8 protein-coding genes are annotated in these 13,781 nt (G+C 70.1%); 4 read left to right on the top strand and 4 right to left on the bottom strand.

The window, feature by feature from the left end; translation table 11 throughout:
- Nucleotides 1-91 precede the first annotated feature (91 nt).
- Nucleotides 92-2,914 carry a DEAD/DEAH box helicase gene (locus tag NQU54_RS32650; protein WP_257634172.1) on the top strand — a complete coding sequence of 941 codons (2,823 nt, stop codon included), beginning with the start codon at nucleotides 92-94 and terminating at the stop codon, nucleotides 2,912-2,914.
- A 23-nt stretch (nucleotides 2,915-2,937) separates the two neighbouring features.
- Here the strand turns inward: NQU54_RS32650 and NQU54_RS32645 are convergent, their stop codons facing one another.
- From NQU54_RS32645 to NQU54_RS32630, 4 genes are all read right to left on the bottom strand, one after another.
- The gene (locus tag NQU54_RS32645) at nucleotides 2,938-4,203 is read right to left on the bottom strand and encodes an IPT/TIG domain-containing protein (RefSeq protein WP_257634171.1); all 1,266 of its coding nucleotides are present in this window, start codon (nucleotides 4,201-4,203) and stop codon (nucleotides 2,938-2,940) included.
- Nucleotides 4,204-4,542: 339 nt separating this feature from the next.
- Nucleotides 4,543-5,313: an IPT/TIG domain-containing protein gene (locus NQU54_RS32640; protein ID WP_257634170.1), complete on the bottom strand. Its 771-nt coding sequence runs from the start codon at nucleotides 5,311-5,313 to the stop codon at nucleotides 4,543-4,545.
- 501 nt (nucleotides 5,314-5,814) lie between these two features.
- Nucleotides 5,815-6,696, bottom strand: coding sequence for a siderophore-interacting protein (locus NQU54_RS32635; RefSeq protein WP_257634169.1), 882 nt, complete (start codon nucleotides 6,694-6,696; stop codon nucleotides 5,815-5,817).
- A gap of 47 nt (nucleotides 6,697-6,743) precedes the next feature.
- Entirely contained in the window at nucleotides 6,744-7,655 is a 912-nt protein-coding gene (locus NQU54_RS32630; protein ID WP_079257010.1) for a 5'-3' exonuclease, read from the bottom strand.
- A 234-nt stretch (nucleotides 7,656-7,889) separates the two neighbouring features.
- Between NQU54_RS32630 and NQU54_RS32625 the strand changes: the two genes are divergently transcribed.
- From NQU54_RS32625 to NQU54_RS32615, 3 genes are all read left to right on the top strand, one after another.
- A complete protein-coding gene (locus NQU54_RS32625) occupies nucleotides 7,890-9,038 on the top strand; it encodes a quaternary amine ABC transporter ATP-binding protein (protein ID WP_257634168.1) in 1,149 nt (382 codons plus the stop codon).
- The gene (locus NQU54_RS32620; RefSeq protein WP_257634167.1) at nucleotides 9,031-11,652 is read left to right on the top strand and encodes an ABC transporter permease/substrate binding protein; all 2,622 of its coding nucleotides are present in this window, start codon (nucleotides 9,031-9,033) and stop codon (nucleotides 11,650-11,652) included. Before NQU54_RS32625 ends, NQU54_RS32620 begins: the two co-directional genes overlap by 8 nt.
- A 436-nt stretch (nucleotides 11,653-12,088) precedes the next feature.
- Nucleotides 12,089-13,684, top strand: a complete 1,596-nt coding sequence (locus NQU54_RS32615) for a TROVE domain-containing protein (RefSeq protein ID WP_257634166.1) — start codon at nucleotides 12,089-12,091, stop codon at nucleotides 13,682-13,684.
- Nucleotides 13,685-13,781 lie beyond the last annotated feature (97 nt).

The following is a 13,781-nucleotide window of genomic DNA, read 5'->3' as shown; positions in this document are numbered from 1 at the left end:
GCCCGGTCCGGCGGCCGGTCCGGCGGGCCGAACAAAGCCCCGATAAAGATCGCGTGCGCTGTCGGAGGTGGCCGGTAGGCTCGTAGATACGATGACCGACGAGCTATCTCCCGCCGAGCGCTATGCGGCGTCCCGCGTCCGGGCCGCCGAGCAGGCCACCGCGTTGGCCCCCTTCCGCGAGTTGTACGACTTCGATCTGGACCCCTTCCAGATCGAGGCGTGCCAGGCACTGGAGGGCGGCAAGGGCGTGCTGGTCGCCGCTCCCACCGGTTCGGGCAAGACCATCGTGGGCGAGTTCGCCGTCCACCTGGCGCTGACCCAGGGCCGCAAGTGCTTCTACACCACGCCCATCAAGGCGCTGTCGAACCAGAAGTACACCGACCTGGTGAAGCGCTACGGCGCCGACCAGGTCGGCCTGCTCACCGGGGACAACAGCGTCAATTCCGAGGCCCCGGTGGTCGTGATGACCACCGAGGTGCTGCGGAACATGCTCTATGCCGGCTCCCGGTCGCTGCTGGGCCTCGGCTATGTGGTGATGGACGAGGTCCACTACCTCTCCGACCGGTTCCGCGGCGCCGTCTGGGAGGAGGTCATCATCCACCTCCCCGAGTCGGTGACACTGGTGTCACTCTCCGCGACCGTCTCCAATGCCGAGGAGTTCGGCGACTGGCTGGACACCGTCCGTGGCGACACCGAGGTCATCGTCTCCGAGCACCGCCCCGTGCCGCTGTGGCAGCACGTCCTGGCCGGGCGGCGGATGTACGACCTGTTCGAGGAGAAGAGCGGCCGCGACGGTGACCAGGCCGGACGCCGTGAGGTCAACCCCGATCTGGTCCGGCTCGCCCGGATGGAGAACAGCCGCCCCAGCTTCGGCCGCGACAAGCGCCGCGGCCGTAATATGCGCGAGGCCGACCGGGAGCGCGAGCGCCGTCAGCGCACCCGGATCTGGACCCCCGGCCGGCCCGAGGTGATCGACCGGCTGGACGCCGAGGGGCTGCTCCCGGCCATCACCTTCATCTTCAGCCGGGCCGGCTGCGAGGCCGCCGTCCAGCAGTGTCTCCACGCGGGGCTGCGGCTCAACGACGACGCGGCGCGCTCCCAGGTGCGGGCCATCGTCGAGGAGCGCACCGCCGGGATCCCCGACGAAGACCTCCATGTGCTGGGGTACTTCGAATGGCTGGAGGGCCTGGAGCGGGGCATCGCGGCCCATCACGCCGGAATGCTCCCCACCTTCAAGGAAGTCGTCGAGGAGCTCTTCGTCCGCGGCCTGGTCAAGGCGGTGTTCGCCACCGAGACCCTGGCCCTCGGCATCAACATGCCCGCCCGCTCGGTGGTGTTGGAGAAGCTCGTCAAGTGGAACGGCGAGCAGCACGTCGACATCACCCCCGGTGAGTACACCCAGTTGACCGGCCGGGCCGGGCGGCGCGGTATCGACGTCGAGGGCCATGCGGTGGTGCTGTGGCAGCGCACCATGGACCCCGTGGCGCTCGCCGGGCTGGCCGGCACCCGGACGTATCCGCTGCGCTCCTCCTTCAAGCCGTCGTACAACATGGCGGTCAACCTGGTCTCCCAGTTCGGGCGGCACCGCTCGCGCGAGCTGCTGGAGACCTCCTTCGCGCAGTTCCAGGCCGACAAGGCGGTCGTCGGGATCTCCCGTCAGGTGCAGCGCAACGAGGAGGGGCTCGAGGGCTACCGCGCCTCCATGACCTGCCACCTCGGCGACTTCGACGAGTACGCACGGCTGCGCCGCGAGCTCAAGGACCGCGAGACCGAGCTGGCCCGGCAGGGCGTGGCCCAGCGGCGCGCGGCCGCCGCGGTGGCCCTGGAGAAGCTGCGCCCCGGCGATGTCATCCATGTGCCCACCGGCAAGTTCGCCGGCCTCGCGCTGGTGCTGGACCCCGGGCTGCCCGCCGGGCGGGTCGGCGGCCACCGCGGCATGGAGTACCACGACGGGCCGCGGCCCCTGGTGCTCACCGCCGAGCGGCAGGTCAAGCGGCTGGCGTCGATCGACTTCCCGATTCCGGTCGAGCCGCTGGACCGGATGCGGATCCCCAAGTCGTTCAATCCGCGCAGCCCCCAGTCCCGCCGCGATCTGGCCTCCGCGCTGCGCACCAAGGCCGGCCACCACGATGCGCGGCGCCACCGCAAGGAGCGCTCGCCCGCCGCCGACGACACCGAGATCTCCCGGCTGCGCGCGGCCATCCGTGCCCACCCCTGCCACGGCTGCTCCGACCGCGAGGACCACGCCCGCTGGGGCGAGCGCTACCACCGGCTGCTGCGTGACACCCGGCAGCTGGAGCGGCGCATCGAGGGCCGTACGAACACCATCGCGCGCACCTTCGACCGGATCTGCTCCCTGCTGAGCGAGCTCGGCTATCTGCGCGCCGACCAGGTCACGGACGAGGGCAGGCGGCTGGCCCGGCTCTACGGCGAGCTGGACCTGCTGGCCAGCGAATGCCTGCGCGAGGGCATCTGGGAGGGGCTGGGCCCCGCCGAGCTTGCGGGCTGCGCCTCGGCGCTCGTCTACGAGGCGCGGACGGCCGATGACGCGCTGCCGCCCAAGCTGCCCACGGGCCGCGCCAAGGACGCGCTCGGCGAGATGGTCCGCATATGGGGGCGGCTGGACGCCCTGGAGGAGGAGCACAAGATCAACCAGGCGGAGGGCGTCGGCCAGCGCGAGCCGGACCTCGGCTTCGCCTGGGCCGCCTACCGCTGGGCGTCCGGCCACGGGCTCGACGAGGTGCTGCGGGAAATCGACATGCCCGCCGGTGACTTCGTGCGCTGGAACAAGCAGCTGATCGATGTGCTCGGCCAGATCGCCGCGGCGGCCCCGGAGGGCACGGTGGCGCGCAGCGCCCGCCGCGCGGTCGACGGGCTGCTGCGCGGGGTGGTGGCGTACTCCTCGGTCGGCTGAGCCCGTCGCCCGCCGCGCCGGGCTCAGGCCGGGTCGTAGGTGAACGGGAGGGTGTTGCTGTTGCCCGCGGGGGTGTGCAGCTGAACGCCGACGGTTCCGGCCGCGTGGGCCGGGGCCGTCGCGACGACGATGGTGTCCGAGAACACGGTGAAGGAGGCCGGGGTTCCTCCGAAGGTCACGGAGTCGGTGTAGATGAGGTTGGAGCCGCCGATAGTGACGGAGTCGCCGCCTGCCGCCGTGCCGTTATTCGGGATGAGGGTGTTGAGCATCGGGGCGCCGAGGTAGGTGTAGTACGGGGTCCCCAGGCCCACGGTGCTGGTGCCGCCCGGTGTGGTCACGGTGACCACGACCGTCCCGGTTCCGGCCGGGGCGGTCACCGTCAGTTGGGCGTCGGAGACCACGGTCAGGCCGGTGGCGAGGTTGGGGCCGAAGTGGACCTGCGTCGCCAAGGCCAGGTTACTACCGGCGATGGTGACCGTGGTCCCTCCCGTCGCCGGCCCGAACTGCGGACTCACCGAGGCCACAGTCGGGGCGGCGACGTAGATGTAGGGGAGTGGGTTGCTGCTGCCGCCCGGGGTGGTCACGGTCACGTTCACCGCGGAGGCCGGCCCTGCTGGGGCGGTGGCGGTGATTTGGGTGGGGGAGTTGACGGTGAAGGTGGTGGCGGGGTTGGTGCCGAAGAGGAGTTGGGTGGTGCCGGTGAGGTTGGTGCCGGTGATGGTGATGGTGTTGCCGCCTGCGGTGGGGCCGTTGGTGGGGTTGAGGTTGGTGAGGGTGGGGGCTGGTACTGCGGTGTAGGCGTATGGCAGGGCGTTGCTGGTGCCGTTGGGTGTGGTGACGGTGACGTTGACTGTTCCGGTGCCTGGTGGGGCGGTGGCGGCGATTTGGGTGGGTGTGGAGGTGAGGATCGTGCCGGGGGTGGTGCCGAAGAGCACCTGCACGGCGCCGGAGAGATTCGTTCCGTGGATGATGACCGAGTTCCCGCCCGCGGCCGGACCGGTGGAAGGAAACAGACTGGTGATGGTGGGGGCCGGGGCGGTGGTGTAGGTGAAGAGAACGTTCTGGGTGCTGGTGCCGCCGGGCGTGGTGACCGTGACCTTGGCCGTGCCGCTTCCCGGGGGCGTCGTGGCCGTGATCTGGGTGTCGCTCACGACGACCACGTTGGTGGCGAAACTGGAACCGAATCTGACCACGGTGGCGCCGGTCAGGCCGGAACCGTTGATCGTGACGGAGGTGCCTCCGGCCGGATTGCCTTGGGCGGGACTGACGCTGGTGACGACGGGAGCCATGACGATTGTTCTCCTTGGTGTGCCGGGAGGACGGCCGCGCCCTGGCCGACCGGCGGGGTCGGCCAGGGCGCGGGGGCGGTCCTCACCGTGGGTCCTTGGCGCTGGTCCGGGAGACGATGACCGTGGCGGAGGCGCTGTCGGCAGGATTGCCTGAGGCAGGACTGACGCTGGTCATGACGGGGACCACGAACGTTTCATCTCCTACTTGTGCCGCAGGGACGACCGGCCCCCTGGCCGGCAGTGGTCGGCCAGGGGCAGCGGACGAGGAGAGCCGCCGCCGACCGCGCCATGTGTCGCGGTCGGCGGCGGGGGCCTCCGTCGGTCACCTGGCGAGAGCCGTCAGTTGAAGGCGATGGTGTCGGAGCCGCCGCAGGTGGTGACGGTGATGGTTCCCGCACCCGCGGGCAGCCCAGTGGGCACGGTACTGAGCACGTAGGTGCCGAAGGCCGTGGCAGTGGTGTCCGTCAGAGTGGTGGCACCGACCGTGTAGGTGACCGAGACCAGGTTGTTCAGGTCGCTGCCGTAGATCGTGACCGGATCGCCGGGGAGGTCGCCTGTTGGCGGGACCACGCTGGTGAGGGCAGGGTCGGCCTGCAACGTGACAAATGCGACGTTCGGCGTGCCCGTGCCACCAGGGGTGGCGACCGTGACCTGGTAGATTCCTGGGTCGCTCCCTCCGGGGATGGTGCCCGAGACTGCGTTGTTGTTGACAGGCGGGGTGATCGTGAGCGCCGTCGGCGTCGGTGTGGTGGGCAGGTTGATGGTGCCCCCGGACGCGAAACCGCTGCCCGTGACCGTCACGCTGCCACCGGTGGTGGCGGACAGACATGTCGGGGTCACCGAGGTGACGGTTGGCGCGGGGAGGACGACGAACGACACCGGGTTGCTCTTGACGCCGACCTGGGTGACGCTGACCTGGACCGTGCCGGAGCAGGGAGCGCCGCTCGGCACCACGAACGTGAGCTGGGTGCTGGAGACGAATGTCGTAGAGGCGAGGACCGGGCCGAAGTTCACCGTGGCGGCGGTGGTGAACCCCGAGCCGTTGACGGTGACGGTGTCGCCGATCTTGCCTTGGGCGGGCACCAACGGAGGGGTGATGACTGGAGCCATGAGTTTCTCCTTGTGTTTGCAGCGCTGGGCGCAGGGGCGTGCCGGTCGGCCGTACCGGCTTCGTCGGCGCTGAGCGGAAGGGGCGATGTCGCTGAATGGAGGAGAAGGACCTTCAGGGCCCGGGCCGCCCTGGTCTTCAGCGGAGGCCGAATGACCGGAGCGGTGCCACGGGAGGGGGCTCGGTGCCTCTCAGCCGATAGCGGGAGGGCGAGCCTTGTGCGGAACGGAACGGGACGGGCGCCAGGATCACCGTGGCGCCGGGACCTCGTTAGATTCGAGTGAACCAAAAGAGCTGTAGGTGCGGAAGGTGTGAAAAAGGTGCGTGCGGAGCTTGTGTGACGATATGTCAAGTCTTCGGTACGGACTCCTGTGAGCCGGAGTGCGCTCTCCGCCGCCGGATCGACGCCGGTACTCTGCCGTGCCCGCTGAGGCCGGAGCACGCAATCGGCCCCGGCCGGATGCTCCCGGCCGGGGCCTGACGGTCGTACGTACGGCGTTTCCCTACGCCGCGGCCTCCTGGGGCCCGGCCCCCTCCTGCTCCGCCTCGACCTGCTGGTTCCACTCCCGCTTCGACGCCTGCCAGCCGTCCTCGTCATGGCCGCGCCGCCAGTAGCCGGAGATGGACAGCCATTCGCGCGGGATCTGGCGCTCGAGGCGCAGATGGCGGCGGATCTCCTTCACGAAGCCCGCCTCGCCGTGCACGAAGGCGTGCAGCTGTCCGGGCGGGAACTCCAGCCCCCGCACGGCCGCCACCAGCGCCTCGCCGACCGGCGCGGTGCCCCGGTGCAGCCAGCTCACCTCGGCCCCCTCGGGCGCGGTGAGCTTGACCTCGTCCGCCTCGCCCGCCACCTCGATGAACACCCGCACCGGCACCTCGGCCGCGCCGCCCGCCCGGCTGTCGGTGAGCCGCTCCAGCGCGGCGGCGATCGCGGGCAGCGCGCTCTCGTCGCCCGCGAGCAGATGCCAGCCGGCCTCGGGGCTGGGGGCGTACGCGCCGCCCGGCCCCATGAAGTGGATCTCCTCGCCCGGCTGGACCCGGGTGGCCCACGGCCCGGCCAGCCCCTCGTCACCATGGGTGACGAAGTCCACCGTCAGCTCGCGGGCCGCCGGATCCCACGCCCGCACCGTGTACGTCCGGGTGACCGGCCACTGCTCGCGCGGGAAGTCGGCGCGAATCCGCTCCAGGTCGAACGGCTCGGGGTAGGTGGCGCCCCCGGCGGGGAAGAGGATCTTGACGTAGTGGTCGGTGCACTCGCCCGCGTGGAAATCCGCGAGGCCGTCGCCGCCCAGGACCACCCGCACCATATGCGGGGTGAGCCGATCGGTGCGCAGCACCTGGGCGCGATACGGCGTGCGCGTCTTACGGGCCGGACGGTCCGCCATGGCGACCTCCCTGATCAACAAGAGTTAGGTTTACCTAACCTAACAGCTCACCCCTCAAGAGTGGACAGCAGTCTGCGCAAAGATCCGCCCAATCCCCAGCGCTCGGCCAGGGCTTCCACACCCCCAGGATCGCGCGGCGACCGCGGCAGCGCCGGGTCGAAGGCGGGCAGCGCCACATCCGAGGCGACCTGGACCACCTTCGGGGCGACCTCGACATACGGCCGCGCCTCGGCCAGCCGCTTGCGCTGGGTGGGGGTCAGCTTGGCGGCGGGGTCGTCCACGGCGGCCATGATCCCGGCCAGGTCGCCATGGGCGGCCAGCAGCTTGGCGGCGGTCTTCTCGCCGACGCCTGGCACCCCCGGCAGCCCGTCGCTGGGGTCGCCGCGCAGCAGCGCCAGCTCCGCGTACCCCCGGCCGCTCACTCCGTACTTCTCGCGTACATAGGACTCGTCGACCAGCTGGAGGGTGCCCACGCCCTTGACGGGGTAGAGCACCCGCACCCCGCGCTCGTCGTCCACCAGCTGGAACAGATCGCGGTCGCCGGTGACGATGTCGACCGGGCCGGTCGCCCGGCCCGTGAGCGTGCCGATCACATCGTCGGCCTCATAGTGCGCGGCGCCCACCCGGGCGATGCCGATCGCGTCGAGCACCTCGTCGATCACCGGGACCTGCGGGGAGAGGGTGTCCGGCACCTCCTCCTGGTCCACCCCGGCCCCCTCCGGGGCCTCCTCGGCCACCCGGTGGGCCTTGTAGGTGGGGATCAGCTCGACCCGCCAGGCCGGGCGCCAGTCGAAGTCCATGCAGGCCACCAGGTCGTCCGGACGGTGGTCCTGGACGAGCCGGGCGATGAAGTCGAGCAGGCCGCGCACGGCGTTCACCGGAGTGCCGTCGGGGGCCCGGACCGAATCCGGCACCCCGAAATAGGCGCGGAAGTACAGAGAGGCGGTGTCGAGGAGCATCAGGCGTCGCGTCACGATCTCGACTATGCACTACCCCACTGACAACCAGTGCGCGGATAATGTGAAGCGGATCACCGTTGGGTTTGCGTCACATCGATCGGGGCAGGCGCGCCCCCGGAGCGAACCCGTTCAGTGATTCAACTATTGCGGCGGTCAGCGGTCCGATGCCGTACCGCTCCACGACCCGCCGGCGGGGGTGGCGGGTCGTTTTTTGGTGCGATCTGAGAGGTACATGTGGCCAATTTGCGAGCCGAACACCTGTACAAGGTGTTCGGCAGACGACCCGATGAGGCGGTGGCGCAGCTCGAGGGCGGCGCGGACCGCGAGGAGCTCCGTGCGAACGGTACGACAGCAGCGGTCATCGATGCCTCCTTCGCCGTCGAGGCGGGCCAGATCTTCGTCGTCATGGGTCTGTCCGGATCCGGTAAGTCCACCCTGCTGCGCATGCTGAACGGACTGCTGGAGCCGACCGCGGGGCGTGTGCTCTTCGACGACGACGATCTGACCGCGCTCAGCCCCAAGGGTCTGCGCGAGGTCCGGTCCCGCAAGATCAGCATGGTCTTCCAGCACTTCGCCCTCTTTCCGCACCGCAGCGTCCTGGAGAACGCCGCGTACGGCCTCGAGGTGCAGGGCGTGCCGCGCGAGGAGCGCATCCGCCGTGCCACCGAGGCGCTGGAGCTGGTGGGCCTGGCCGGTTGGGAGAAGTCCTGGCCCGATGAGCTCTCCGGTGGTATGCAGCAGCGCGTCGGCCTCGCCCGCGCCCTGGCCACCGACGCCGACATGCTGCTGATGGACGAGTCCTTCAGCGCCCTCGACCCGCTGATCCGCCGCGATATGCAGGACCAGCTGCTCCAGCTCCAGAAGCGGCTCAAGAAGACCATCGTCTTCATCACCCACGACCTGAACGAGGCCATGCGGCTCGGCGATCGCATCGCCGTGATGCGCGACGGCCGCATTGTCCAGATCGGCACCGCCGAGGACATCCTGGTCACCCCGGCCAACGACTACGTCGCCTCCTTCACCCAGGACGTCGACCGCAGCCGGGTGCTCACCGCCGGCGCGATCATGGCCGAGCCGAGCGAGGTGCTGGGCACCACGACCGACGACGGCACCACACTCCGTACCGCGCAGGACGTGCTCGCGGCAGCCCCCGCCACCGTCACCGAGAGCACTCCGATCATCGAGCTGTTCCGGCCCTGTTCGCGCAGCGGGGTCGCGGTCGCCGTCACCGACGACGACGGTGCGCTCACCGGTGTCGTCAGCCGCGCCCGGCTGCTCGCCGTCCTCGGCGAGCCGGACACCGGACCCGACGGGGCCGAACCACCGGCCGGTGGCGCGCCGGACGCGCCCGAGGCCGCCAAGAAGGTGATCACCGGTGCCTAGGCTTCAGCTCGGCGACTGGATCAACTCCGGCGTCAACTGGCTCCGAGACAATCTGAGCTGGCTCTTCGACTTCATCTCCAGCGTCGTGCAGGGCATGTACGACGGGGTGAACACCGTGCTCAGCGGCCCCGAGCCGCTGCTGCTCGCGGGCATCCTGGCGCTGCTCGCCTGGTGGCTGCGCGGGCTGCTGCCCGCCGTGCTCGCCTTCCTGGGATTCGCCCTCATCGACTCGATCGAGCTATGGGGCGAGGCGATGAACACCCTCGCACTGGTGCTGGTCGCCGGTGTGATCACCGTTGTGTTCGCGGTGCCGCTGGGCATCTGGGCCTCGCGCAACCGCGCGGTGAGCGCCACGATCCGCCCGGTGCTGGACTTCATGCAGACGATGCCCGCCTTCGTCTACCTGATCCCCGGCATCTTCTTCTTCGGCCTCGGGGTGGTCCCCGGCGTCGTCGCCACCGTCATCTTCTCGATGCCCCCGGGCGTCCGCATGACGGAACTGGGCATCCGGCAGGTGGATGCGGAGCTGGTCGAGGCGGCCGACGCCTTCGGTACCCATCCGCGCCGCACCCTGCTGGGCGTCCAGTTCCCGCTGGCCCTGCCCACCATCATGGCGGGCGTCAACCAGGTGATCATGCTGGCGCTGTCCATGGTCGTCATCGCCGGTATGGTCGGCGCCGAGGGCCTGGGCTCCACCGTCTTCCAGGCGATCAGCTCCGTCGACGTCGCCATGGGCTTCGAGGGCGGTATCGCGGTCGTCATCCTGGCCATGTACCTGGACCGGATGACCAGCGCGCTCAATCAGCGCGTCTCCCCGCTGGCCCGCCGCGCGCTGGCCAAGCAGAACGCCAAGGCGCTCAGCGGCCTCAAGGTGCTGCACTGGCGCCCCGCCACCTCCGTCGCCATGGTCGGCGTCGTCGTCCTGGCGCTGGTCGCCGGCGGTATGAGCATCTTCGGCGACGACGACGAGGGACCCACGGTCTCCGCCAACGTCGGCAAGGGCCAGTCGGTCAACATCGGCTACATCAACTGGGACGAGGGCGTCGCCTCCACCTTCCTGTGGAAGGAGCTCCTGGAGCAGCGCGGTTTCAAGCCGAAGGTGCAGTCGTACGACGTCGGCGCGCTGTACACCGGTATGGCCGCGGGCAACATCGACTTCGAGACCGACTCCTGGCTGCCCACCACCCACGCCTCGTACTGGTCGAAGTACAAGAGCAAGCTGGAGAACCTCGGCTCCTGGTACGGCCCCACCTCGCTGGAGGTCGCGGTGCCGTCGTACGTCAAGGGCGTCAAGACCCTGGACGACCTCGAGAAGAAGGCCGGCACCTTCAAGAAGAAGATCGTCGGCATCGAGCCCGGCGCCGGTGAGATGAAGTTGATGCAGGACAAGGTCATGCCCGGCTATGGCCTGAACAAGAACTTCACCCTGGTCAAGGGCTCCACCGCGGCCATGCTCTCCCAACTGGACCGCTCCTACGCCAAGAAGGAGCCGATCGCCGTCACGTTGTGGTCCCCGCACTGGGCGTATGACAAGTACGAGCTCACCAAGCTGAAGGACCCCAAGGGCGCCTTCGGCAAGGGCGACCGCATCGACTCCCTCGCGCGCAAGGGCTTCTCCAAGGACAACCCCCAGGTCGCCAAGTGGATCAAGAACTTCAAGCTGACCGAGAAGCAGCTCACCAGCCTGGAGTCGGCGATCCAGGACGCCGGTAAGGGCAAGGAGCAGCAGGGCGTGCGCGCCTGGCTGAAGCAGAACCCGGGCATGGCCAACAAGCTGGCCCCGGTGCCCGGCGGCGGCGACCAGAAGGGCAAGGACGCGGGCGCCGCGCCGATGATCGGGTACTTCCCGTGGGACGAGGACATCGCCACCACCTACCTGTGGAAGAACGTCCTCGAGCGGCGTGGCTACAAGCCGGAGATCAAGCAGTACGACGTCGGCTCGATGTTCACCGGGATGAGCACCGGACAGGTCGACGTCGAGTTCGACGGCTGGCTACCGGTCGCCCAGAAACAGTACTGGGACAAATACAAGAAGAACCTGGTCGATGTCGGGTCGTGGTACGACAAGACCTCCCTGGAGATCGCGGTGCCGTCCTACGTCAAGGACGTGAAGTCGCTCGCCGATCTCAAGGGCAAGGCCGGCACCTTCGGCGGCAAGATCGTCGGTATCGAGCCCGGGACCGGCGAGATGAAGCTCCTGAAGGGCAAGGTGCTCAAGGAGTACGGCCTGGACAAGGAGTACAAGGTCAGCGACGGCTCCTCGCCGGCGATGCTGGCCCAGCTGGAGCGGTCGTACGCCAAGAAGGAGCCGGTGGCCGTGGTCCTGTGGACCCCGCACTGGGCCTACAGCAAGTACAAGCTGACCAAGCTCGCCGACCCGAAGCAGGCGTTCGGGGCCAGCAACCAGCTCCACACCCTCGCCAACAAGTCCTTCCCGAAGAAGTTCCCCGAGTTCAACGGGTGGCTGAAGAAGTGGCACATGACGGAGAAGGAGCTGGCGAGCCTGGAGCAGGCCATCCAGGACGCCGGTAAGGGCAACGAGGAGAAGGGCGTCCAGAAGTGGATGGACGCCAACCCCGGCATCGTCGACAAGATGGCGCCGGTGGCTCCCTGACACCCTGTAGGCACCACGCACACCGCGGCCCGGAGCACCCGCTCCGGGCCGCGGTGCTGTGCTGTGGCCATGTGCTGCGCCGTGCCTCTGGGCGCAGCGCCGTGCCGTGCCGCCGGGTGCGGAGAAAACCGGATGACGGCCGAGGAGACGGCCCCCTACTGTCGTATCCGTGAACGCACCTCCCGGTGCGAAGACGACGGTTACTTCGGTCGATTTGGGTTCGATTCCTGAAACACCCCGCCGACGCGGGGTGGGAAACGTACCGTCGTCGACTTTGATCTCGGGAGGCGCGCGCACGGCATCGGAGCGCCTGGTGCGCGGGTCGCGGTTACTTCCTTTCCAGAACAGTCCGCCGCCCACTCCTGACCTCAGGCGCTGCCGACGCACCGGCGCGCACGCCTCCTCCTGTGCCCACTCGGGGGAGAGGCATGACCGCATGACGAAGTTCAACCGCGCCCTCCGGCGCGCCATGGCCACCGCGACCACCCATGAGGGCGGCGCCGCCGTCACCCGCGACAGCAAGTCCGACCTGGTGCTGCTGGCCGTGGTGAACATGGTCGGCGAGCAGACCTTCTACGAGCCCTCCGGCGACCGCGACGACCGCTTCCGCGCCCTCGTCCGTACGGTCGCCGTCGAGGACGGCGACTGGACCGCGTGCTTCATCACCTGGCTGCGCGCCGAGGCCCAGATGCGCACCGCGTCGCTGGTCGCCGCCGCCGAGGCCGTCGCGGCACGTCTCGCGGCCGGGCTGCACGGCGACAACCGCCGTATCGTCGACGCCGCGTGTCTGCGCGCCGACGAGCCCGGCGAGTTCCTCGCCCACTGGACCGCCCACCACGGCCGCGCCCTGCCCAAGCCGGTCAAGCGCGGCCTCGCCGACGCCGCCCGCCGCCTCTACACCGAGCGCTCGCTGCTCAAGCACGACACCGAGAGCCACGGCTTCCGCTTCGCCGACGTCCTGGAGCTGGTGCACGCCGCCCCGGACCCCGACAAGCCGTGGCAGGGCGAGCTGTTCCGGCACGCCATCGACCGCCGCCACCGCCGGGAGGCCGCGCCCCCGGTCTCGCTGCGCACCCTGCGCGCCCGCGCCCGGCTCACGGCCCTGCCGCAGTGGGAGCGCCGTGCCGTGCTGGAGCGGCCGGACGCCGCCGACGCGCTCCGTACCGCCGGGATGACCTGGGAGGCGCTCGCGGGCTGGCTCCAGGGGCCGATGGACGCGACGGCCTGGCAGGCCGTACTGCCCTCGATGGGCTATATGGCGCTGCTCCGCAATCTGCGCAACCTCGACGAGGCCGGGCTGCCGGACGAGGCCGCCGAGCGGGTCGCGGCGCGGCTGGCCGATCCGGCCGAGGTGGCCCGCTCCCGTCAGTTCCCGTACCGTTTCCTGTCCGCGTACCGGGCCGCGCCGTCGCTGCGCTGGGGCCACGCCCTGGACCGGGCGCTGACCGCCTCCACAGCGGCCGTCCCGGCGCTGCCGGGCCGCACTCTGGTGCTCGTCGACACCTCCGGCTCGATGCAGGCGCCGGTCTCGGGCCGCTCCCAGGTGCGCCATGTGGACATCGGCGCGCTCTTCGGGGTCGCGCTCGCGCACCGCGGCTGCCGGGTGGACCTGGTCGGCTTCGCCTCCGGGCACTTCGGCCACCGGCTGACCCCGGGCGGTTCGGTGCTCCGCGACATCGAGGGGTTCTGCGCGCGGATCGGCGAGGTCGGGCACGGCACGGAGACGGGCGCGGCGCTGCGGGCCGCCTATGGCGGCCACGACCGGGTGGTGATCGTCTCGGATATGCAGGCGTTTCCGCATACGCGCGGCCGCCGGTCCGTTCCGGCCTCGGAGGCCGTCCCGGCGCGGGTGCCGGTGTTCGGCGTCAACACCACCGGCTACGCGCCCACGTCCATCGACACCGGCCGCCCGAACCGGTACGAGATCGGCGGCTTCAGCGACAAGCTGTTCACGATGGTCGGGCTGCTGTCGCAGGGCGACCGCGGCGGGCGGGCCGTCTGGCCATGGGAGGCGCCGGCCGAGGCGGCGTAGCGGCGTGGGCCGTGCCGTTCTTACGGTTCGTAGGGCCGTAGGGCTCGTACGGTCGTGGGGCTCGTACGGGTGTGAGGCTCGTACGGGCGCGCGGGCC

It is taken from the genome of Streptomyces malaysiensis subsp. samsunensis, assembly GCF_024519315.1.
Classification (GTDB): Bacteria; Actinomycetota; Actinomycetes; order Streptomycetales; family Streptomycetaceae; genus Streptomyces; species Streptomyces malaysiensis.
Note: the sequence above shows the minus strand (reverse complement) of the source record. Positions and strands in the feature narration are given on the sequence as shown.